This window comes from Corynebacterium kalidii, assembly GCF_022869005.1.
GTDB classification, from domain to species: Bacteria; Actinomycetota; Actinomycetes; order Mycobacteriales; family Mycobacteriaceae; genus Corynebacterium; species Corynebacterium kalidii.
In genome coordinates, this window is record NZ_JALIEA010000017.1 from 369733 (window position 1) to 391261 (window position 21529).

Genomic DNA, 21529 nt, shown 5'->3' on the forward strand with positions numbered 1-21529 from the left:
TCCTGTGGGCAACACCACTGACGGGGTGGTCTGACTCGCCCAGAATCTGAGGAACGGCGCTGGAAAGCGTCAGTCCTTACTCACTATCCGAAAAGCTTTTCCCATGGACCTCTCTATCGTCAGCTCCCTCGGTGACGGCATCTCCACCCTCCTGCACGGTGTCTGGCAGGGCTTCAAGCAGCTGATCGACGCCGTCGGTGGCAGCGCCGCCGACCTCGAGAACGCGATCGGCAGCGGCGAGCACAACCAGGAGACCTCCGGCTCCATCGCCGACGTGATCGGCAGCGCCGGTTCCTCCAACTAGCCGGAACCTGCGGCCGCCCAGCGCAGGCCCCGGTTCAGCAGCCGCATCGCTGCTCGGTAGGCCCAGGGGAGGTTCACCTGCGCCCAGCGGGCCACCCTGATGTCCCCGCTGGTGTAGACCAGGTAGCGACCTCTCCTGGTCCCGGCGACGATCCTGCGCGCGGCCTCCGCCGGCGTCGCCGCGTGGCGCTGGAACAACGTCCGTGCCTTGCGGACGCGGTCGGCGTTCGGGTCCACCCCGTCGATGTCGATCGTCCGGACCAGGGGGGTGTCCACCGCACCGGGCACCGCGGCGTGCACGCTCACCCCGTACGGTGCCAGGTCGAACCGCAGTACCTCGCACATGCCGAGCACCCCGCCCTTGGAGGCGGAGTAGGCCGCGTGCCACGGCAGGCCGATGATCCCTGCCGCCGAGGACACGCAGCACAACCGCCGCGGCCGGGCCCGGCGGCCTGTCCCGACCTTGCCCGCCCGGGTCATCGCCGGGATCAGGGCCTCGACGACATGGACCGTGCCCATCAGGTTCACGTCGATGACCTTCGCCCACTTCTCGTGCGGCAGCGTGCGGGGGTCGCCCCAGATCGCGATCCCGGCCACGTGGTAGACCTCGTCCGGGGCGCCGTGGTCGGCGGTGATCCGGGTCGCCCAGTCACGCACCTCGTCGATGTCGGTGATGTCCAGGACCCGGTCGTCGAGCAGCGCTCCCGGACGGATGCGCGTCACCTCCTGCGCGGTGGCCTCGAGCCCGTCGCCGTCCCGGTCGGTGAGCATCACCTCGTGCCCCTCGCGCGCCAACAGCAGCGCCACCTCACGGCCTATCCCGGACGCCGCTCCCGTCACCACGCACCGCATCGTCGGCCCCTTCCGCTCGCCGGGGTCGGCCCGGCCCACACTAGGTTCCCCGCCGAATCTAGCGTAGATCGAGCCCCAGCACCGCGTTCTCCACGAGCTCGCTCAACGACGGGTGGGGCCAGTACTGTCTCGTGGCGAACTCCGCGAGATCGAGGTCGAACTCGATGGCGGTGACCAGCAGCTGGATCAGTGTCGCGGCCTGCGGTCCCATGATGTGCGCGCCCAGCAGACGGTGGGAGTCGGCGTCGGCGATCAGTTTGCAGAAACCGGTGGTGTCCTCCATGGCCCAGCCGTAGGCCACGTCGGCGTACTCCTGGATCTTCACCGTGACTGTCCGGCCGTTCTCCTCCGCCCAGGCCCGGGCCTCGTCCTCGGTCATGCCCACGTACCCGATCTGCGGGTGGGTGAAGATCCCGCCGGGGACGTTGTCGTGCTCGAACCGGACCAGGTCACCGCCGTCCGTGCCCCCGACCGTGACGTTGTGGAACACCGCACGCGCCTCCTGGTTCGCCACGTGCTTGAGCTGCAGCTCGTTGGCGGCGTCGCCGAGCGCCCAGACACCCTCGGCGGAGGTGCGGCCGTACTCGTCGACGAGGATGCGGCCGTCGTCGGCGAGGTCCACACCACCGGCGGCGGCGTCGAGCAGGTCGCCGTTGGGTACCCGCCCCTGGGCGAGGAGCACCTCGTCGCAGTCGATCTCGCGGCCGTCGTCCAGGGTGAGCGTGACCAGGCCACCGTCGGCGCGGGCGTCGGTGACCGTGTGGCCCAGCAGATTGGTCCACTGGCCCTGCGCCAGGTCGGTGAACCGGGACGACACCGTGGCGTCGAACCGGCGCAGCAGACTGTCGGAACGGTTGACCACGGTCACGTCGACACCCAGCGCGGAGAAGACGTGGGCGAACTCGACGGCGATGATCCCGCCGCCCAGGATCACCATGGTGCGCGGCAGCTGGTCCATCCGCATCACGTCGGCGTTGGTGCGGTAGGGGATCCCGGAGTCCCGGATCACGTCCGGCACCCAGGTGCGCGTCCCGGTGGCCAGGACGATCTGGTCGCCGGTGATCGTCCGTGCGTCGTCACCCTCGCCGATGCGCAGCGTCCGTTCGCCGGTGAACGTGGCGATGTCACTGAACAGGGTGATGTTCGGGGTCTCGTCGCCCCGGCGGTACTCCTCGCCGCCGCGCGAGATCGGGTCGATACGCCGGCCGAACACCCGCTCCTTCAGGGCGTCCCAGTCGACCTTCCAGCCGGCCACCGGGACCGGGGCGTCCGCGGCACCGCCGACGGGATAGAGGTCGTACCGCCCGGCGTCGGCCAGCTCGCGGGCGACGTCGGCGGCGTAGACGTACATCTTCGTGGGGATACAGCCCACGTTGATGCAGGTGCCGCCGAAGACGCCCTTCTCGACGATGGCGATCGTACGGTCGTTCAGCTCCGCCGGGATCGAGTTGCCCGAGCCGGTGCCGACGACGATGAGGTCAAAGTGTTCGGGGGAGTCAGTCATGGCACCGATGGTACGTCCACCCAGTCGTCGACCGCGGCGAAGGCCGCCGCCCGCACGTCCGGTCGGGACAGGAAGACGTCGTGCATCGCCCCGGGGATCACCCGCACCTCGCAGTCCGGGTCCACCAGGTGGGCCGCGGCCCGCATCTGCGAGGGTTTCAGGACGGTGTCGGACGCAAACGCCTCCGCGTCCGGCATGCGCCTGCCGTCGGCACCGGTGACGGTTCCGCCGGCACCGTCGGTGTCCGAGCACAGCAGCAGCGTGGGGACCCCGGTGGAGAACCCGCCGGTGTGCAGCCTCGTGATCTCACGGCTGACCCCCACGAGCCAGCTGACCTGCTTGGGACGGGCGTGCAGGGGTTTGAGTCCGAGGTCGTACCCCCATTCCCCGTACTCGGAGCGGTGGAGGCTCTGCCCGTAGGTGGGGCTGATCCCGCCGGGGACGTGCCAGGTCGGCCAGAACCGTGCGACGTGCGGGAACACCCGCCGGATGATGAGGTTCGTCGCCCGGTCCAGCTGCAGGTCCAGCCAGGGGCTGTTGAGGATCACCGCGTCGACGGTGTCGTGCAGGGCGGCACGCGCGGTGTCGCCCGACCGTGCGGCGCTGTGCAGCCGGGAGACGAACATGGTCACGTCCAGCCCGCCGGTGGAGTGGCCCACCAGGGTGGTGGACCCGTGTCCGGCGCTGAGCATCGACAGTGCCACGGCCAGGTCCTCGTCGTAGAGCGACTGGGAGCTGACGTGGTGCCAGGTCTGCCCCTCGCGGTGCGAGCGTCCGCACTTGCGCAGGTCGATCCCGTAGACGGCGTACCCGAGCCCGTGGAAATGCTCGGCGACATGGGTCTGGAAGAAGTAGTCCGTCATCCCGTGGACGAACAGCACCGCCGGTCGCTCCCCCCATTCCGGTGTGTCCTCCGGACGGTACCGGACGAGGGTGCACCGCACCGCGCCCGGATCGCCCTCGGGTTCGCCGTCCGGGTCCACGCCGAGGTCGACCGTGTGGTGCGTGTACCCCTCACCGAGGAAATCCGGCTCAAAGTCCAGTTCATGGACGCTTTGTCCCAAAGGTCGGGACAGGACGGTGGCGAGGTTCTGGTGGCTGAGAGCATTCACGGAAGGCCAGTCTAATGACCCGCAGCGGCGGCGGGGACGGGTGTGGGACGCGGCCGCGGCGGGGCCGGACGTGGCGGCGGGCACAGGCGGGCACAGGGGGCGGGTTGTGTCCGACTGTGCCGGGGCACGTATCATCGCACCATTGTGGACGCCGCGAGTGGCCTACGGCAGTGCCCGGACCGTCACCGGCTGCGGCGAACAAGCAGCGATGAAAAAGGATTGAGCTTAACGTGTCACCTTCCCAGAATGATCACGTCGACGTCGCCCTCATCGGCGCCGGTGTCATCTCCACCACCCTGTCAGTGATGCTGCGTCAGCTCCAGCCCGACTGGAGCCAGCTGATCATCGAGCGTATGGACGTCCCCGGGGCGGAGTCCTCCTCGCCGTGGAACAACGCCGGCACCGGCCACTCGGCCCTGTGCGAGCTCAACTACACGCCCGAGGTCAACGGCAAGATCGACATCTCGAAGGCCGTCGGTATCAACGAGAAGTTCCAGGCCTCCCGTCAGTTCTGGTCCTACCTCGTGGAGAACGGCACCCTGGGCGAGCCCAGCGAGTGGATCAACCGGACCCCGCACATGTCGTTCGGTCACGGCACCGCCCAGGTCGACTACATCAAGGCCCGCTACGAGGCCCTGAAGGACCACACGCTGTTCCCGGACATGAAGTACACCGACTCCGAGGACGTCTTCAGCGAGAAGCTCCCGCTGATGGCCCAGGGCCGTGACTTCTCCGAGCCGGTCGCGATCTCGTGGACCGACGCCGGTACCGACATCAACTACGGTGCGCTGACCCGTCAGTACCTGGACGCCGTCACCGCCGAGGGCGTGGAGGTCCGCTACGGCAACGAGGTCACCAACATCACCCGCGACGGCTCCGGCTGGAAGGTCGCGGTGAAGAACCTGCACAACGGCGACACCTCCACGGTGCGCGCGAACTTCGTGTTCGTCGGCGCCGGCGGCATGGCCCTGCCGCTGCTGCAGAAGGCCGGCATCCCGGAGATCCGCGGCTACGCAGGTTTCCCGATCTCGGGCGAGTGGCTGCGCTGCACCAACGAGGAGCTCATCGAGCAGCACTCCGCCAAGGTCTACGGCAAGGCGGCCAAGGGCGCCCCGCCGATGTCGGTGCCGCACCTGGACACCCGCATCATCGACGGCAAGAAGGGCCTTCTGTTCGGCCCCTACGCCGGCTGGACCCCGAAGTTCCTGAAGAACGGCAGCTTCCTGGACCTGTTCAAGTCCCTGCGTCCGGGCAACATCCCGTCCTACCTGGGTGTGGCGGTCCAGGAGATGGGCCTGACGAAGTACCTCGTCGAAGAGCTGCTCAAGGACCAGGCGGCCCGCGTGGAGTCCCTGCGCGAGTACATGCCCGACGCCAACGGCGACGACTGGGAGCTGGTCACCGCCGGCCAGCGTGTCCAGGTGATCAAGCCGATCGGCGCCCCGAAGTTCGGGTCGCTGGAGTTCGGCACCGCACTGGTCAACTCCGGTGACGGCAGCATCGCCGGCCTCATGGGCGCTTCCCCGGGCGCCTCCATCGCCCCCTCGGCGATGATCGAGGTGCTGGAGCGCTGCTTCGGCAACCGCATGGCCGACTGGGCCCCGAAGCTCAAGGAGATGATCCCGTCCTACGGTGGCCGGATCTCCAAGGACACCGCCCTGTTCAACGAGCAGTGGGAGCGTAGCCAGAAGACCCTGAAGCTCGGGGACTAGCAGGGACCGGACGAGCCAGACCCATGAGCCTCCTGCTGACCGGCGTGCCGGTGTTTGTCGTCGACGGACCGCACGCCGCGGTCGCCGTCGAGCTGCTCCGTGACCGCGGGGCGGTTCCGGTGACCGGTACCGTGCCGGAGGCGTCCGGGGTCGGGCTGGTCCACGTGCCCGCCGGGACGGATCCGGAGGCCGCCGACGTGGCGCTGGAGTGGGCTGCCACCCACGGCGTGCCCGTCGACGACCGGCGCGGTGCGGGGGAGGGGACCGCGCCGCCCCGTGCGGCCACACCCGGCACCGGCGCCAGCGTCGGGGGTGGCGTCGGGAGCGTCACCCTCGTCGGCGGCGGTCCGGGCGACGCGGATCTGGTCACCGTCGCGGGGACGCGTGCGGTGCGGGAGGCCGACGTCGTCCTGGCGGACCATCTCGGGGCCGTGGCTCTGGCCGAGGAGGCCGCCGAGCGCGGCGCCGAGGTCATCGACGTCGCCAAGATCCCGTACTCCACCCAGGTGCCGCAGGACCGCATCAACGAGTTGATGATCGACCGTGCGAAGGCCGGTCTGCGCGTGGTACGGCTCAAGGGCGGCGACGCCTACATCTTCGGCCGTGGGCACGAGGAGGTCCGGGCCTGCGTGGACGCCGGGATCCCGGTGCGGGTGATCCCGGGGGTGACCTCGGTGACGTCCGCCCCGGCCGCCGCGGGGATCTCCCTGACGCACCGCGGCCTGAACCACGACGTCACGGTGGTCTCCGGCCACCTGCCCCCGGGGCACGCCAAGTCGCTGGTGAACTGGTCGGCCGTCGCCGGTCTGACCGGCACCCTCGTGCTGATCATGGCGGTGCGTAACGCCGGGGCGATCGCCGCCGAGCTCATCCGCCGCGGACGTGACGGGGACGTTCCGGCGGTGGTCGTGGAACACGCGTCGACCCCGTCCCAACGGGTCACGGCGGCGACCCTGGCCACCCTCGGTGAGACCATCGTGCGTGAGGGGCTGGGATCCCCGGCGATCATCGTCGTCGGAGAGGCCGCCGCCCGACGCATCGACGGGTAGCGGGCGGGAACGCGCAGGTCCGGCTCAGTTCACCCGGCGCACCGTCCCGCTGCCACGCAGCCAGTGGCCCAGGTAGGGCAGGGTGAACTGCACCTTGCCCCATCCCGCCGGCGTGATCAGGTCGCGGTCGATCAGTTTCGCCCGCGGGTCGCTCGCCGCGCGCTGGGTCTTCCCCAACCGTTCGGCGACCGCCGCGGTGGCGACGGGGCCGTCGCGGTGGTCGCCACGTCCCTGCGCACGTCCCTGCGTCGGTTCTCCCGGCTCCGCGAGAGCTGCCATCGCCTCGAGGTACTCACGTTGGACGGTGGGCACACCCTTGAGGGAGGGGTGGTGGACCTGGGCCCCCATCGTCGCCACCGCCTCCCGGCTGACCGCCTCCACGGCGGACAGGCTGATCGAGGACGCCTGCGAGCGCCGTGCGGCGTTCCACGCCAGGGAACCGACGAGCTGGACGAGGTAGGGGTAGCCGGCGGCCAGGTCCACCGCGGCGGCGAGCCCCGCGCTGTCGAAGGCCAGGCCGGAGTCGGCCGAGGAGGTGGCCAGCACGTCTGCGGCGTCGTCGTCGGTGAGCGGCCCCAGGTCGTAGCGGTGCGCCCGCCGCATGAACGTGGTCCCGGGCAGGTCCAGCAGGATCTCCACGCCGTGGGTGAGCCCGGCCATCGCCAGCGACACCTCGAGGTCGTCGCGGATGAGGTTCTGGTAGGTCGCGGCGAGGCGGCTGAGCGCGTTGCGGTCGGCGTCCTGGATCTCGTCGACGGTGATGAGTACGCCGGTCCCGGACATCAGGGAGAGCAGGTCACGCAGTCGGGACTCCAGTGTGGGGCGCGGCCGGTCGGGGTCGTCCGGGCCGGTGACCGAGGTGGTCACCGAGCCGATGCCGGCGATGCCCAGGCCCGTGACCCGGCGGGTGGCGGTAGGGCTGATCTCCTGGATCTTCGCCGGTATCGACGACTCCACCAGTTCGGTGGAGATGTCGCCGCGGGCGGAGGCGCGCAGGACGACCCACCCGTGGCCGGCGGCGATGTCCTCGAGTTCGTTGAGCAGGACCGTCTTGCCGATACCGCGGGAGCCGGTGATCACCAGGGTGCGGCTGGCCGCGCCCGGGCCCGAGGCGAGTGCCTCACGGTAGTCGTCGAGGATGACCCGCCGGCCCGCCCAGTAGTGCGGGGAGGCGCCGAATGTGGGACGGAAGGGGTTGGTCATGCCCTGCAGTGTAGCGTCGTCCCGCGTCGTCGATCGAGAATTCGATACTTTGAGAATTTGAGACAACCGGGCAGATTGAGAATTTGAGATTTCCGCGCCGGCCGGCGTCAGACGACCAGGGTCAGGTCGTCCTTCGCGACAGTGTCGTTGACCTCCACGGTCAGCCCCGCCCGCCGTGCGATCGCCGCGACACCCGCCACGTCACCGGGGGTCGGCAGGTCGGTGTCGGCGGAAGCCAGCTCGCGGGCGAGCAACCCCTTGTAGTGCTTGTTGAAGTGGCTGACGACCTTGCGGGAGCCGTCCTCGCGGACCGACTCGACCCGCACGGTCACCGCACCGGGGACCCGCCCCAGCTGCTGGTAGCCGCCGGACCGGAGGTCGACGACGGTGCCGGGGACCCGGGTCAGCGCGTCGGTGACCGCGGACCCCCAGCGGGCCTTCATCGTCGGTACCCGCGCGGCGGACCCGGTAGCTCCGGCAGCCCCGTCGGCCCACGGCAGTTTCGTGCCGGCCGACAACCGATAGTGGGGGACGGGGTCGTCCGCCGACAGCAGGCCGAACAGGGCCGACCCCACCCCCAGGCGCGCCCGCGCCGACGGTGCCAGTGTGGACACGTCCAGGGCATCGTAGAGCACGCCGGTGTAACGCAGGATCGCCGGGGTGGTCGGGGCCTCGAGCAGCCGGGTGTTCGCCTCGGCCTCCCCGCGCAGCTTCTCGGAGATACCGAGGACCTGCAGTGCGTCGTCGGGGTCCAGGGCGCTGAGGTCCCGGATGTTCCGGCGGCGGATCCCGGTCAGTTCGGGGAAGGAGAGGCCCTCGATGTCGAGTGCGGGGCCGGTACCGCCGGAGGCCTTCGTTTCCGACGGGGGGAGCAGGATAAACATGCGGTACACCCTAGCGATACGTCGGCACGCCCGTGAACTAGAGTACCGGTCATGATCACCCGGATGTCCTCCCTCTTCCTGCGCACACTGCGCGACGACCCCGCTGACGCGGAGGTCCCCAGCCACAAGCTCCTCGTCCGTGCGGGATATGTCCGACGTACCGCCCCGGGCGTGTACTCCTGGCTGCCGCTGGGGTTGCGCGTCCTGCGGAACGTCGAGAAGGTCGTCCGCGAGGAGATGGGGGCCATCGGCGCCCAGGAGATCAGCCTGCCGGCGTTGCTGCCGCGCGAGCCCTACGAGACCACCGGTCGGTGGACGGAGTACGGCGACGCCCTGTTCCGCCTCAAGGACCGTAAAGGGCAGGACTACCTCCTCGGCCCGACCCACGAGGAGCTGTTCACCTCCCTGGTGAAGGGGGAGTACAGCTCCTACAAGGACTTCCCGGTCACCCTCTTCCAGATCCAGACGAAGTACCGGGACGAGGAGCGTCCGCGTGCCGGCATCCTGCGTGGCCGGGAGTTCATCATGAAGGACTCCTACTCCTTCACCATGGACGACGAGGGCCTCGAGGAGGCCTACCAGGCGCACCGCAGGGCCTACCAGGCGATCTTCGACCGGTTGGGCGTGGAGTACGCGATCTGCGCCGCCACGTCCGGGGCGATGGGCGGGTCGGCCTCCGAGGAGTTCCTGGCGATCTCCCCGAACGGCGAGGACACCTTCGTGCGGGCCACCGACGGCGACTACGCCGCCAACGTCGAGGCCGTCGTCACCCCGCACCCGGACCCGCGCCCGGTGGAGGGACTGCCGGAGGCGGTCGTGTACCGGACGCCGGATGCCCCGACGATGGACACCCTGGTGGCGTGGGCACGCTCCGAGGGCATCACCGTGGACGGCCGCCCGGTCGAGCTCACCGACACCCTCAAGTGCCTGCTGGTCAAGGTCACCGAACCCGGCGGCGAGCCGGAGCTCACCGGCGTGCTGCTGCCCGGTGACCGCGAGGCGGACATGAAGCGGCTGGAGGCGTCCCTGGAGCCGGCGACGGTCGAACTCGCCGAGGACAAGGATTTCGAGGCCAACCCGTTCCTGGCCAAGGGCTACGTGGGCCCGAAGGGGCTGGCCGACAACGGTGTGCGGGTCCTCGCCGACCCCCGCGTGGTGACCGGTACCTCCTGGATCACCGGGGCGGACCGGAAGAACCACCACGTGGTGAACATGGTCGCCGGACGCGACTTCACCCCCGACGCCTACATCGAGGCAGCGACGGTCCGCGAAGGTGACGCGGCGCCCGCGGGGATGGGCACGCTGACGCTGGAACGCGGTATCGAGATCGGCCACATCTTCCAGCTCGGCCGCAAGTACACCGAGGCGTTCGACATGCAGATCCTCGACGTCAACGGCAAGCGGTCGGTGCCCACCATGGGGTCCTACGGTCTGGGTGTGTCCCGGCTCATCGCCGTGCTCGCCGAGCAGATGCACGACGAGAAGGGCCTGCGGTGGCCCGCCGAGGTCGCGCCCTACGACGTCCACGTCGTCATCGCGAACAAGGACGCCGCCGCCGGTGAGGCGGCCGGGGCGCTCGTCGACCGGTTGTCCGAGGCGGGGTTGGAGGTCCTCTACGACGACCGGCCGAAGGTGAGCCCCGGTGTGAAGTTCAAGGACGCCGAACTCCTCGGCGTGCCGCTGGTGTTCATCGTCGGCCGTGGCTTCGCCGACGGGACGGTGGAACTGCGTGACCGGATGACCGGCGACGCCGACAACATCGCCTACGACGACGCGGTCTCCACCGCCCTCGGGAGGACCGGGAAGTAGCGGGAAGCAGTCGGCCCCCTACGGCTTCCGGGCCCGATGCGCTACGCTGTCCTGCGGTCGTCCTGTACGGATGCAGGACCACGGGCGTAGGAGGTGAACACGCGGTGTCGAAGAAGCGGACTCGGTCGACGGCCGGGGCAGCCCGGCCCGGGACGTGGAAGATGACCCCGGACCAGCTGCAGCAGCATCTGCTGCTGAAGACCCGGGCACGGACCGTCCCCGACAAGAAGAAGCAGAACGACCGAAGGGCCTGCCGGAACTCCCGGCAGGCCCTTCGGGGTACGTGTGCCGCTTCTGAGCCCCTACTCGCCGCGTACGGAGACGGCGAAGGGGTCCTCGCCGAGGGCGTCCTCCAGCGCGGCCTCCGAGCGGGCGGCGACCGCACACAGCATCGCCGTCAGGGCGCGGTCGCTCTCGCTGACCTCACCGACGGCACGGCGCAGGGAGACGGTGACGGCATGGACGGACTCGAGCAGCGCCGATGCGGCGGATGACGCGTCCGTGGGCACCGTGGCCCCCTCGGCGAAGCGGTAACCGGCCTCGGCGGCGACACCGGAGGCCGGGGTGACGGTGTCACGGACGGTGCGCATCCGGGTGCCGACGGTGGTGACGAGGCTGCGGTCGGGACCGGCCTCGGGCAGCACCACCCCGGACAGGTACACGGCCTGGTTGACCAGGTCCGTGACGGGTTCGAGCGCGGTGGCGGTGGCCTCGGAGACCTCGTCGCCGAAGCCCGCGTCGATCAGCCCGTCGTCGATCGCCGGTCCGCCTGACGCCTGGTCGTCGAGTGTGGCCAGTGCGGCGTGCAGTCCGGTGAGCAGCACGGCACGGTCCCGCTCGGCGTCGTCACCGGGGGCGGTGGCGTTGTCGGCGTCCACGCCGGCGATGAGCTTCAGCATCTGCGAGCGGACCTCGTCGACTGACGGGGCGTCGGCGAGCGCCTCCAGCGTCCGTACCCCGCAGTCCGGCGGCGGAGCGCCGTCCCGGTCGGTGCCGCACTGCCGCACGATCTCACCGCCGACCGCCTCCGCCTGGTCGCTGAAGAGCTCCGTCCCGCCGTCGACGGGGCTGCCGTCGAGAGCGTCGAGCGCGTCGAGCTGTTGGACCAGCGACTCCAGGCTCTCGTCGGGCCGCGGTGGTTCGCTGGAACACGCCGACAGCGCCCCGGACGCGACGGCGAGTGCCGCCCCGACGGCGACGACCCGACGGCGGAGGGGCCGTCGGGCGGGGGCCGGTGTCGTGGCAGCGGTGGATACGGCGGGGGATGTGGCGGGGGATGTGGCCGCCGGGGACGTGGTTGGGGAGACGTGCACGCTCCCATAGTGCCATCCCGGCCCGGTGATAAGGTTCACGGCATGGCTTTCCCTTCTGAACAGGACCTCGCCGAGGTCGTCGGCCCTCTCGCCGGCGCACTCGGCCTCGATCTCGAATCCATCACCGTGACCAGGGCGGGGGCGAAGTCCGCGGTCCGGGTCGCCGTGGACGCCGACGACCGGCCGGACCTCGACCAGCTCGAGGAACTGAGCACGGCCGTTTCCGCCGAGTTCGACGCCCGTGAAGCCTCCGGGTCCCTGAACTTCGGTCCGGGGTACACCTTCGAGGTGACGACACCGGGGCTGGACACACCGCTGACCGAGCTGCGGCACTTCCGCCGCAACACCGGCCGCCTGGTCTCGGTCGACGGCGGCACCGCCCGCATCGGCGCCGTCGACGAGGACGCCGAACAGGTCTGGCTGATCCGGCCGGGGGAGCGGACGAAGGACGCACCCCGGGTGGAACCGTGCGGATTGGCTTCGGTGGCGGGGGCTTTGGTAGAAGTGGAGTTTTCCGAGCCCCCGGTCGAACAACGTGACCTGGTGGGCCTTGACCTCGAGAAGTACCGTGCGCTCCATGCGCAGAAGGACGACAAGTGAAAATTGACCTGAGTGCCCTGACCGCCCTGGAGAACCTCGAGCAGGTCCGCCGTAGTGCGCTGCTCGGCGCCATCTCCGCGGCCCTGCTGGACTCCTACCGGGAGCTGACGAAGGTGGAGGGCCCCGCACGTGTGGAGATCGACCGTACGGACGGCACGGTCACCGTGCTGCGGCTGGAGCGGGACGAGGACGGCAACACCACCGGCGAGTTCGACGACACCCCGGAGGACTTCGGTCGTGCGGCGGCGAAGGCCGTGCGCGACGCGATCCGCGGGCAGATCAACATCGCCCGCGCGGACTCGACCTACACGAAGTACGCGGACCTGGAGGGCACGGTGGTCTCGGGTGTGGTCAACCGCGACGCGCGTGCCAACGACCGCGGCATCACCGTGGTGCACCTCGGTACCGAGGCGGACGGCCAGGACGGCCTGATCCTCGCCGCCGAACACATGCCGGGGGAGAAGCTCGAGCACGGTGACCGGGTGAAGTGCTACGTCACCGCCGTCAACCGTGGTCAGCGCGGCGTGCAGATCCTGTTGTCGCGCACCCACCCCGAACTGGTGCGTGGGCTGTTCGCCCTCGAGGTGCCCGAGGTCGCCGACGGGTCCGTGGACATCACCGCCATCGCCCGCGAAGCCGGTCACCGTTCGAAGATCGCGGTGGCCTCCACGGTCAACGGCCTCAACGCCAAGGGCGCCTGCATCGGGCCGCGGGGCCAGCGGGTGACCGCCATCATGGAGGCGCTGTCGGGCGAGAAGATCGACATCGTGGACCACTCGGCGAACCCGGCGACGTACGTCGGCAACGCCCTCGCCCCGGCGAAGGTCGTGCGTGTCGACGTCACCGACCACGACCTGCAGGTCGCCCGGGCGATCGTGCCCGACCACCAGCTGTCGCTGGCGATCGGCAAGGAGGGGCAGAACGCCCGCCTGGCGGCACGGCTGACGGGCTGGAAGATCGACATCCGCCCGGAGTCCGACCCGCAGGACCCCGAGGCCGCTGACGTCACCGATGTCCCGGGCGCCGCCGACGCGATCGAGGCTATCGACGACACCCCCGGGCGTGCCATGGGTACCGATGTCGACGAGCGGCAGGTCTGACACCGGTGTAATTCACCCGGTGGTCCCGACCGGCTCGCAGGGTACCGGGGTCGGGGCGGCGGCAAGGCTGGTCAACGCCGGTATCGGCCGTCCGTGACGGGGTTGCCTGTCAGGGCGGTTGGCCCTGCGGGCCCGTGGCGCGTTAGACTGTGTACCGGTCTGACGACGAGGAGAGGGAGAACGCGCATGTCTGTCCGTCCTCCACGCCCCTCGCCGGATGCGGGTCCCCTGCGGACCTGCATCGCCACCCGCGGGGTTCACCCGGCCTCGGCGCTGTTGCGCTGTGTCGCCGAGTGGACCTACGAGGGTGGGGGACCGGGGTCGGTTCGTGTCGTCCCCGATCCCCGACGGCGTCTGCCCGGTCGTGGTGCCTGGATCACCGCGACGGTCAGCGCGTACGAGACCGCCGTCCAGCGTCGTGCTTTTGCACGGGCGTTGAAAGTGCCTTCTGAGGCGGACACGACTCCTGTACTGGAGTATCTCCGTGACCGGGGCGACAGCCGTGGGAGCGGGGTGTCGACGTCTCGGGAGGTACCGCATCTGACCACCAGCCCGGTGGCCGAGAAGGTAAAGGAAACCGATTACTGATGAGCGCACGATGAAGCAGCATCAGCGATGAGTGTCCAACTGACCTGGAGTCGTACGTAACGTCGCAGTGGATCGAGATCCACGCGTGACCGGCCTGCGACTCCACCATTACGAAGGAGAGCAGTGCCCGGAAAGCTACGTGTCCATGAGCTGGCGAAGCAGCTCGGAACGACAAGCAAGGAACTTCTCGCCACGCTCAAGGAGCAGGGTGAGTTCGTGAAGTCGGCGTCCTCGACGGTGGAACCGCCGGTCGTCAAGAAGATGAAGAACCACTACGGGGCGGCGACGGAGTCCACGAAGGACGACGCCGCCCTCCCGGACCTGAGCGGTCAGCCGACCGCCCAGGCGTCCCGGCCTGCCGCCGCGTCGGCAGAGCCCGCTGCAGCGACCCCCGGTGCGGCCAAGCCGGGACCCAAGCCCGGTGCACCGAAGCCCGGCGCCGTCAAGCCGGGCCCGGCGACCACCGCGAAGCCCGGGGCCACCCCGGCGTCGACGAAGCCTGCCGGTAAGCCCGCAGGCAAGCCTGCCGCCACCCCGGCAGACGCCGCACCGGCCGCAGCCAAGGCCGCCCCGAGCCCGAAGCAGGCGGCTGCCCGACCGAAGCCGGGTGCCGCGAAGCCGACCCCCAAGCCGACCCCGCAGGACGCGGCGGCCTCGAAGCCGGGCCCGCGGCCCGGCCCGAAGCCGGGTGCGGCCCGTCCTGGTGCCAAGCCGGGACCCAAGCCCGGTGGACGCGCCCCCCGCGTCGCCAACAACCCCTTCTCGTCCGGTACCGAGCGCCCCGCGCCCCGTCCGCAGGGCGGTCAGGGTGGCCAGGGCGGCGGCTCCGACATGCCCCGTCCCGGCGGTTCCGCCGGCCGTCCGGCCCCGCGTCCCGGTGGCAGTGGTGCGGCGAAGCCGGGTGGACGTCGTCCCAGCCCCGCCTCGATGCCGAGCCACCCGAGCCCCGGGCAGATGCCGGCGAAGGCCAGCACCGGTGGCGGCGGTGGTGGCCGTGGCCGTGGTGGCCAGGGCGGTCCCGGTACCGGTGGTCCGGGAGGTCCCCGTGGCGGTCGCGGCGGTCGTCGCGGAGGTACCGCAGGTGCCTTCGGTCGTCCGGGCGGCGCTCCGCGTCGTGGACGTAAGTCGAAGCGGCAGAAGCGTAACGAGTACGAGGCAATGCAGGCACCCAGTGTCGTCGGCGGCGTGAAGCTGCCGAACGGCAAGGGCGCCAAGATCCGCCTGCGCCGTGGCGCGTCCCTGTCCGACTTCGCCGAGAAGATCAACGCCGATCCGGCCGCACTGGTCCAGGCGATGTTCAACCTCGGTGAGATGGTCACCGCGACCGCGTCGGTGCCGGACGACACCCTGAAGCTGCTCGGCGACGAGATGGCGTACCAGGTCGAGGTCGTCTCCCCGGAGGACGAGGACCGCGAGCTGCTGGAGTCGTTCGACCTGCAGTTCGGTGAGGACGTCGGCGACAGCGAGGACCTGCAGCACCGTCCGCCGGTGGTCACGGTCATGGGTCACGTCGACCACGGTAAGACCCGCCTGCTCGACACCATCCGAAAGACCAACGTCGGCGGTGGCGAGGCGGGTGGCATCACCCAGCACATCGGCGCGTACCAGGTGCCGGTCGAGGTCAACGACGAGGAGCGTCTGCTGACGCTGCTCGACACCCCGGGTCACGAGGCGTTCACCGCCATGCGTGCCCGTGGTGCCAAGGCCACCGACATCGCCATCCTGGTGGTCGCCGCGGACGACGGTGTCATGCCGCAGACCGTGGAGGCCATCAACCACGCCAAGGCCGCCGACGTGCCGGTCGTGGTCGCGGTGAACAAGATCGACAAGGAGGGTGCGTCCCCGGACAAGATCCGTGGCCAGCTCACCGAGTACGGTCTGGTCCCCGAGGAGTACGGCGGCGACACCATGTTCGTCGACATCTCCGCGAAGCAGGGCACGAACATCGAGAGCCTCCTGGAGGCCGTGGTGCTCACCGCCGACGCGTCGCTGGAGCTCGTCGCCAACCCGGACATGCCCGCCCAGGGTGTGGCCATCGAGGCGCACCTCGACCGTGGACGTGGCCCGGTGGCCAACGTCATCATCCAGCGCGGTACGCTGCGCGTCGGTGACTCCATCGTCGTCGGTGACGCACACGGTCGTGTGCGCCGCATGGTCGACGAGTACGGCGAGGACGTCAAGGAGGCCGGTCCCTCCATGCCGGTGCAGGTCCTCGGTCTCACCAGCGTCTCCGGTGCAGGCGACAACCTGCTCGCGGTGGACGACGACCGGACCGCCCGGCAGATCGCCGACCAGCGCAACGCCCGTCGCCGCAACGCGATGCAGGCCCGGTCCCGCAAGCGGATCAGCCTGGAGGACCTGGACAAGGTGCTCAAGGAGACCAGCCAGCTCAACCTCATCCTCAAGGGCGACAACGCCGGTACGGTCGAGGCGCTGGAGGACTCGCTGCTGCAGATCGAGGTCGACGACGAGGTCAGCCTGAACATCATCGACCGCGGTGTGGGTGCCGTCACCCAGACCAACGTCGACCTGGCTGCCGCCTCGGACGCGATCATCATCGGCTTCAACGTCCGCGCGGAGGGCAAGGCCACCGAGGTCGCGAACTCCGAGGGTGTCGAGATCCGCTACTACTCGGTGATCTACGACGCGATCGACGAGGTCGAGCAGGCGCTGAAGGGCATGCTCAAGCCCGTCTACGAGGAGCGGGAGATCGGTACCGCCGAGATCCGTCAGCTGTTCAAGGCGTCGGCGGTCGGTCTCATCGCCGGTTCTATGGTCCAGACCGGCAAGATGCGGCGTAACGCGCAGGTCCGTCTCGTCCGCGACGGCAACGTCGTGACCGACAAGGCCACGATCGAGTCGCTGCGTCGCGAGAAGGACGACGCCACCGAGGTTAGCCACGGCTACGAGTGCGGTATGGTCCTGTCCTACCCGGACATCGCGGTCGGCGACATCATCCAGGCCTACGAGCTGGTTGAGGTCCCCCGTGACCAGGTGAAGAAGGACGGCAAGGACAGCTGAGCCAGCTGATCCGGCTGATCCAGCTGTATGGCGGCGTCGTGGGACGCCGCCCCTGAGGCCCCGGTGCCCGCGGGGACGACACGTGAGTGTCCCCCGGCACCGGGGTTCCGTCGTGTCTGGGGTTAGAATCAGCGACGGGAAGAACACCGACACACGAAGAGGGGTGCCACCGATGGCAGACCACGCCCGCGCCGCCCGTATGGCCAAGCGCATCATGACCATTGTCGCTTCGGCGATCGAGCGCGAGGTGAAGGACCCGCGCCTGGAGTTCGTCACCGTGACGGACTGCCGGGTCACCGGCGACCTGCACGACGCCACGGTGTTCTACACCGTGCGTGGTCGGACGGTGGACGAGGAGCCGGACACCGCCGCTGCCGCGGAGGCACTGCACCGCGGACGCGGTCAGCTCCGCAAGATCGTCGGCGACCAGCTGTCGGTCCGTTTCACCCCGACGCTGCGTTTCGAGCTGGACACCGTCCCGGAGGCGTCCGCGCATCTGGAGGAGCTGCTCGCCAAGGCCCGGGACATCGACTCCCGGGTCCGGGCACAGGCCGAAGGCGCCACCCCGGCAGGGGAGGCGGACCCGTACCGTTCGTCCGCGGACGAGCCCGAGGAGTGAATTCGGCACCTCCGGTCGGCGTGAGGGCGGACACCCGGACGATTCTCGGTCTGGCGTGGCCCGCCCTCGCTGTCTTGGCGGCCACGCCGGTCTACCTGCTGTGGGACACCGCTGTCGTCGGTCGGCTCGGTGCGGCGGAACTCGCCGCACTCGCCGCCGGGGCGACCGTGCTGGCACAGGTCACGGTACAGCTGACCTTCCTGTCCTACGGGACGACGGCACGGGCGGCCCGCCGGTACGGCGCCGGGGACACCCCTGGCGCGGTGGCGGAGGGTATCCAGGCGTCGTGGGTGGCGGTGGCGGTGGGCAGCGTGCTGGCGGTGCTGGTCGCGGTGTTCGCCACCCCGGTGACCGGCTGGTTGACCGGCGGGTCCGCGGACGGGGGTTCGGTCGTCGCCCGGGACGCGGCGACGTGGTTGCGTGTGACGTCCCTGTCGGTGGTCCCGGCACTGCTGACCATGGCGGGGAACGGGTGGTTGCGGGGTGTGGCCAACACCCGCGCCCCGCTGTACTTCACGCTGGCCGGGGTCGTGCCGATGATCGTCACGGTGCCCTGGGCGGTCGACCGCTACGGTCTCGTCGGCTCGGCGTACGCCAATGTCCTCGGCGAGGTCATCACCGCGTCATGTTTCGTGGTCGCGCTGGTCGTGACCTGGCGCAGGGTCGGTGACGGGCGTGCGGTGCGGCCCAGCTGGGCGGTGATCCGGCCGCAGTTGTCGATGGGCCGCGACCTCATCCTGCGCTCGATGAGCTTCCAGGTCGCGTTCGTGTCCGCCGCGGCGGTCGCCGGGCGGATGGGGGACGCCTCGCTGGCGGCGCACCAGGTGATGCTGCAACTCTGGAACTTCCTCACCCTGGTGCTGGACTCGGTGGCCGTGGCGGCGCAGACCCTGGTCGGCGCCGCGTTGGGTTCGGCGTCGTCGCGGGCGGCCTGGCAGGTCGGCCGGCGCGTCCTGCGGTTCTCGGTGGGGGCGGGGCTGCTCCTGTCGGCGGCTCTGGCCGCGGGCGCGGTCGTGATCCCGGGGATGTTCACCGGTGACGAGGCGGTGCTGTCGACGATGTGGGGTCCGTGGTGGATCCTGGTGGTCATGGTCGGTCTCGGCGGGGTGGTGTTCGCCATTGACGGGGTGCTGCTGGGGGCGGGGGATGTAGCGTTCCTGCGGACCGCCTCGATCGTGTCGGTACTGGCCGGTTTCCTGCCGGGGGTCTGGTTGTCGTGGATCTTCGGGTGGGGACTGACGGGCGTGTGGTGCGGCCTGCTCGCGTTCATCGTGATCCGGTTGGGTGCGGTGGTGTGGCGCTACCGGAGTGGACGCTGGGTGCGCACCGGGGCCTGAAGGAACGTTTGTGACGTGACTTATGTGACGGATGTGGCCAAAGTGACTACAGTGGCTTGAATGACGGGTACGGAGGACATGGACGACGACGCACGACCGCTGACGGCACCCGACGCCGGCCGTCGGACGCTGTGGGCCGTCTCCGATCTCCATGTGGCGGCGCGCGGGAACCGTGACCTGGTCGACCGCGGCGTGCGTCCGGCGAACCCCGGGGACTGGCTGATCGTCGCCGGCGACGTCGCGGAACGCACCTCGACGATCCTGGACACCCTGCGCTCCCTGGCGGAGAGGTTTGCCCAGGTGATCTGGGCCCCCGGCAACCACGAACTGTTCTCCAGGGCCGCCGACGACGTCCACGCCGAGGACAAGTACGACGAACTGGTCAAGGGCTGCCAGTCGATGGGGGTGCTGACCCCGGAGGACCCGTACCCGCGGTTCGCCGGCCGGACCATCGTGCCGATGTTCACGCTCTACGACCATTCGTGGCGTGACCCGCTGGTCACCGTGGAGAGGGCCCTGTCGGCGGCGGAAGGCAACGGGGTGGTCTTCACCGACCAGGTCGCGATCGCACCCTATGTCGACGTTCCGCTCTGGTGCCAGCGTCGGCTGGGTTACACTGTGCGACGACTGTCGAAGGTGTCCGGGCCGACGGTGCTGGTCAACCACTGGCCGCTGGTGCGGGAGGTGACCGCACGTCTGCGGCTGCCGGAAGTGGCGTTGTGGTCGGGGACCCGGCACACCCAGGACTGGCCGGTGCGTTTCGGTGCGGAGACGGTGATCTACGGACACCTGCACATACCGGTCGTCACCGAGGTGGACGGTGTCCGCCACGTCGAGGTGTCGCTCGGTTACCCGCGGGAGCGTGAGCGGACCCTCGACCAGCGCCGTGAACGGAATCTCTGGCCGTACCCGGTGCTGACCGAGCCAGCCGGAGAGGAAGCGGGATGATCATCTCAGCACCGTATGTCGCTGTGGGGTTCGGGGACACCACCCGGGAACCGGTGGTTCCCCGCGACCTCATCCCCGCTGACGCCGGCCTGGTGGAGTACCACCCTGGCCCGGTCATCGACCTGACCCATTACCTGGAACTCGACGCCGCCGAACGGCAGATCGTCGCGTCGGCCGTCGACTCCCGCAAGGCGGAGTTCGGTGACGGCCGATGGTGCGCCCACCGGGCGCTGCGCGGCCTGGGGGCGGACGGGCCGATCCTGCGCGGGGACAAGGGGCGTCCCTTGTTCCCCGGGCCTGTCACCGGCACCATTTCCCACACCCGGGGCCTGCGCGTGGCGCTGGTGGGCAGTACCCATCGGTGGCGCAGTCTCGGGTTGGACGTCGAGGTGGCCCAACGTCTGCCGGACGGCGTGCTGTCGGCGGTGAGCTCACCGGTGGAACGGCGCTCGTTGCAGCGCGCCGCACAGCGTGCGCCCGGGCGGTCCCTCGGCACGGTTCTGTTCAGTGCCAAGGAGGCGGTCTACAAGGCATGGTTCCCGCTGGTGGGACGGTTCCTCGACTTCGACGAGGTCGAACTGCACCTCGACGTCACCCCCCGGGACGACAGAACCTCCGCCGACGAGGTCGGCGGAGGTTGGCATGCCCGGGTGCTGTCGCAGCCGAGCCCGGTGCCCACGATCGACGGTCACTGGGTGATCCGGGACGGTTTCGTGGTCACCGTGTGCACCATCCCAGGCGGGTTCGCCTGATCAGTAGTAACCGCCCTGGCGGAAGTCCCAGGAGTTGAACTGCTCGGCGAGGATCAGCACGATCTCGTCGTTGTAGATGCCCTTCCGGATCAGGGTGGGGCAGGGGGTGACGCCGCGCTCGCCGTGCTGCTCGGGGACGAGGGTGCCGTCGTCGTCGACCATGGAGACCATCACGCCCTGCTCGTACCGGGTGTCGATGGTCTTGTCCGGCTGGATCGAGGCGACGTAGTCGTTGCCCTCGATGATCAGGTCGGCTTCGCCGGCGATCTCCTCGCCGATGCCCTCGATCAGGCCACGGTTGCCCTGGCCGGACGGGTTCGCCGACGAGGCGAACACCAGACGGCGGTCCTTCTCCCACAGCTCGCGGGCGATGTTCTCGCCGGGGGTGCCGAACTTCAGCACGAAGCAGCTGGTGTTCCGGGTGTCGGAGGCCAGCTCGCCGGCACCTTCGGGCATGTACTTCTCCTGGGCACCGTCCTTCCAGGGCAGGATGCAGCCCATGAGGATGTCGCGGTCGACGCAGGTCTGGTAGAACTTCTCGATCTCCGGGGTCAGCTGGGCGAGCTCACGGAGCTGCTCCATGGAGCCGCACAGCACCACGCCGGGCTTGTTGCGCTTACGGTGCTTGACAGCGAACTTGCGCTCCAGGCCCTCGCGGTCGGTGGTGGCGATGATGTAGCCGACCTTGGTGGGGGTGACGACGATATGTCCCGGGGTGCGGAGCAGGTCGACGGCTTCCTGCTGCAATCCACCGTTCCACTGGACCTGGCGGGAGGTCTCGTTCTCTGCCATGTGTTCCTCTCTGAAATCCTGCTGGTGTTCG

The 21529-nt window shown here is 69.8% G+C and carries 19 protein-coding genes and 1 pseudogene; 13 read left to right on the forward strand and 7 right to left on the reverse strand.

What is annotated here, in order from left to right:
• The first annotated feature begins 103 nt into the window (after positions 1 to 103).
• On the forward strand, positions 104 to 304 hold the full coding sequence (locus MUN33_RS12390) for a hypothetical protein (protein ID WP_244805227.1): 201 nt from the start codon (positions 104 to 106) through the stop codon (positions 302 to 304).
• Here the strand turns inward: MUN33_RS12390 and MUN33_RS12395 are convergent.
• Genes MUN33_RS12395 through MUN33_RS12405 form a run of 3 tightly spaced genes read right to left on the reverse strand, consistent with a single transcriptional unit; the run spans position 301 to position 3771 of the window.
• Positions 301 to 1155, reverse strand: a complete 855-nt coding sequence (locus tag MUN33_RS12395; RefSeq protein WP_244805527.1) for an SDR family oxidoreductase — start codon at positions 1153 to 1155, stop codon at positions 301 to 303. The two genes, MUN33_RS12390 and MUN33_RS12395, sit on opposite strands and share 4 nt — an antisense overlap.
• A 58-nt stretch (positions 1156 to 1213) precedes the next feature.
• Entirely contained in the window at positions 1214 to 2659 is a 1446-nt protein-coding gene (gene mtr, locus MUN33_RS12400) for a mycothione reductase (protein ID WP_244805228.1), read from the reverse strand.
• Complete coding sequence (locus MUN33_RS12405; protein ID WP_244805229.1) at positions 2656 to 3771, reverse strand: alpha/beta hydrolase; 1116 nt, start codon at positions 3769 to 3771, stop codon at positions 2656 to 2658. Before MUN33_RS12405 ends, mtr begins: the two co-directional genes overlap by 4 nt.
• 230 nt (positions 3772 to 4001) lie before the next feature.
• Between MUN33_RS12405 and mqo the strand changes: the two genes are divergently transcribed.
• Together mqo and cobA are read left to right on the forward strand one after the other, a co-directional pair.
• Entirely contained in the window at positions 4002 to 5483 is a 1482-nt protein-coding gene (gene mqo, locus MUN33_RS12410) for a malate dehydrogenase (quinone) (RefSeq protein ID WP_244805230.1), read from the forward strand.
• Between the two features lie 23 nt (positions 5484 to 5506).
• On the forward strand, positions 5507 to 6532 hold the full coding sequence (cobA, locus tag MUN33_RS12415) for a uroporphyrinogen-III C-methyltransferase (RefSeq protein ID WP_244805231.1): 1026 nt from the start codon (positions 5507 to 5509) through the stop codon (positions 6530 to 6532).
• 24 nt (positions 6533 to 6556) lie between these two features.
• Here the strand turns inward: cobA and MUN33_RS12420 are convergent, their stop codons facing one another.
• A complete protein-coding gene (locus MUN33_RS12420) occupies positions 6557 to 7735 on the reverse strand; it encodes an ATP-binding protein (RefSeq protein WP_244805232.1) in 1179 nt (392 codons plus the stop codon).
• Between the two features lie 107 nt (positions 7736 to 7842).
• Positions 7843 to 8619 (reverse strand): peroxide stress protein YaaA, encoded by a 777-nt coding sequence (yaaA, locus tag MUN33_RS12425; protein WP_244805233.1) that lies wholly within the window; start codon positions 8617 to 8619, stop codon positions 7843 to 7845.
• Between the two features lie 51 nt (positions 8620 to 8670).
• Between yaaA and MUN33_RS12430 the strand changes: the two genes are divergently transcribed.
• Positions 8671 to 10428 (forward strand): proline--tRNA ligase, encoded by a 1758-nt coding sequence (locus MUN33_RS12430; protein WP_244805234.1) that lies wholly within the window; start codon positions 8671 to 8673, stop codon positions 10426 to 10428.
• A 161-nt stretch (positions 10429 to 10589) separates the two neighbouring features.
• Positions 10590 to 10685: pseudogene (locus MUN33_RS12435) on the forward strand (PTS nitrogen regulatory IIA subunit); the annotation flags it as partial.
• Between the two features lie 45 nt (positions 10686 to 10730).
• On the opposite strand, the gene MUN33_RS12440 reads toward MUN33_RS12435, so the two are convergent.
• The gene (locus MUN33_RS12440) at positions 10731 to 11741 is read right to left on the reverse strand and encodes a hypothetical protein (RefSeq protein ID WP_244805235.1); all 1011 of its coding nucleotides are present in this window, start codon (positions 11739 to 11741) and stop codon (positions 10731 to 10733) included.
• Between the two features lie 42 nt (positions 11742 to 11783).
• Here MUN33_RS12440 and rimP point away from each other — a divergent pair, with 42 nt between their 5' ends.
• The 8 genes from rimP to MUN33_RS12480 all read left to right on the forward strand — a co-directional run bounded on the left by rimP (position 11784) and on the right by MUN33_RS12480 (position 20706).
• Positions 11784 to 12341, forward strand: coding sequence for a ribosome maturation factor RimP (rimP, locus tag MUN33_RS12445; protein ID WP_244805236.1), 558 nt, complete (start codon positions 11784 to 11786; stop codon positions 12339 to 12341).
• Positions 12338 to 13441, forward strand: a complete 1104-nt coding sequence (nusA, locus tag MUN33_RS12450; RefSeq protein ID WP_244805237.1) for a transcription termination factor NusA — start codon at positions 12338 to 12340, stop codon at positions 13439 to 13441. Before rimP ends, nusA begins: the two co-directional genes overlap by 4 nt.
• 186 nt (positions 13442 to 13627) lie before the next feature.
• Positions 13628 to 14029, forward strand: a complete 402-nt coding sequence (locus tag MUN33_RS12455; protein ID WP_244805238.1) for a YlxR family protein — start codon at positions 13628 to 13630, stop codon at positions 14027 to 14029.
• A 123-nt stretch (positions 14030 to 14152) separates the two neighbouring features.
• A complete protein-coding gene (infB, locus tag MUN33_RS12460) occupies positions 14153 to 17050 on the forward strand; it encodes a translation initiation factor IF-2 (RefSeq protein ID WP_244805239.1) in 2898 nt (965 codons plus the stop codon).
• A 172-nt stretch (positions 17051 to 17222) separates the two neighbouring features.
• Entirely contained in the window at positions 17223 to 17669 is a 447-nt protein-coding gene (gene rbfA, locus MUN33_RS12465; protein ID WP_244805240.1) for a 30S ribosome-binding factor RbfA, read from the forward strand.
• The gene (locus MUN33_RS12470; protein WP_244805241.1) at positions 17666 to 19006 is read left to right on the forward strand and encodes an MATE family efflux transporter; all 1341 of its coding nucleotides are present in this window, start codon (positions 17666 to 17668) and stop codon (positions 19004 to 19006) included. Before rbfA ends, MUN33_RS12470 begins: the two co-directional genes overlap by 4 nt.
• A 78-nt stretch (positions 19007 to 19084) precedes the next feature.
• Positions 19085 to 19954, forward strand: coding sequence for a metallophosphoesterase family protein (locus MUN33_RS12475; protein ID WP_244805528.1), 870 nt, complete (start codon positions 19085 to 19087; stop codon positions 19952 to 19954).
• Complete coding sequence (locus MUN33_RS12480; RefSeq protein ID WP_244805242.1) at positions 19951 to 20706, forward strand: 4'-phosphopantetheinyl transferase family protein; 756 nt, start codon at positions 19951 to 19953, stop codon at positions 20704 to 20706. Before MUN33_RS12475 ends, MUN33_RS12480 begins: the two co-directional genes overlap by 4 nt.
• Here MUN33_RS12480 and MUN33_RS12485 read toward each other — a convergent pair whose 3' ends face one another.
• Positions 20707 to 21498, reverse strand: a complete 792-nt coding sequence (locus MUN33_RS12485) for an L-threonylcarbamoyladenylate synthase (protein ID WP_244805243.1) — start codon at positions 21496 to 21498, stop codon at positions 20707 to 20709.
• Between the last annotated feature and the right edge of the window lie 31 nt (positions 21499 to 21529).

What these genes read in the sequence shown, in the direction of transcription:
- MUN33_RS12390 (WP_244805227.1), top strand. Translation starts at nt 104, where the DNA reads ATGGACCTCTCTATCGTCAGCTCCCTCGGTGACGGCATCTCCACCCTC.
- MUN33_RS12395 (WP_244805527.1), bottom strand. Translation starts at nt 1,155, where the DNA reads ATGCGGTGCGTGGTGACGGGAGCGGCGTCCGGGATAGGCCGTGAGGTG.
- mtr (WP_244805228.1), bottom strand. Translation starts at nt 2,659, where the DNA reads ATGACTGACTCCCCCGAACACTTTGACCTCATCGTCGTCGGCACCGGC.
- cobA (WP_244805231.1), top strand. Translation starts at nt 5,507, where the DNA reads ATGAGCCTCCTGCTGACCGGCGTGCCGGTGTTTGTCGTCGACGGACCG.
- MUN33_RS12420 (WP_244805232.1), bottom strand. Translation starts at nt 7,735, where the DNA reads ATGACCAACCCCTTCCGTCCCACATTCGGCGCCTCCCCGCACTACTGG.
- yaaA (WP_244805233.1), bottom strand. Translation starts at nt 8,619, where the DNA reads ATGTTTATCCTGCTCCCCCCGTCGGAAACGAAGGCCTCCGGCGGTACC.
- MUN33_RS12430 (WP_244805234.1), top strand. Translation starts at nt 8,671, where the DNA reads ATGATCACCCGGATGTCCTCCCTCTTCCTGCGCACACTGCGCGACGAC.
- rimP (WP_244805236.1), top strand. Translation starts at nt 11,784, where the DNA reads ATGGCTTTCCCTTCTGAACAGGACCTCGCCGAGGTCGTCGGCCCTCTC.
- MUN33_RS12455 (WP_244805238.1), top strand. Translation starts at nt 13,628, where the DNA reads ATGTCTGTCCGTCCTCCACGCCCCTCGCCGGATGCGGGTCCCCTGCGG.
- rbfA (WP_244805240.1), top strand. Translation starts at nt 17,223, where the DNA reads ATGGCAGACCACGCCCGCGCCGCCCGTATGGCCAAGCGCATCATGACC.
- MUN33_RS12475 (WP_244805528.1), top strand. Translation starts at nt 19,085, where the DNA reads ATGGACGACGACGCACGACCGCTGACGGCACCCGACGCCGGCCGTCGG.
- MUN33_RS12480 (WP_244805242.1), top strand. Translation starts at nt 19,951, where the DNA reads ATGATCATCTCAGCACCGTATGTCGCTGTGGGGTTCGGGGACACCACC.
- MUN33_RS12485 (WP_244805243.1), bottom strand. Translation starts at nt 21,498, where the DNA reads ATGGCAGAGAACGAGACCTCCCGCCAGGTCCAGTGGAACGGTGGATTG.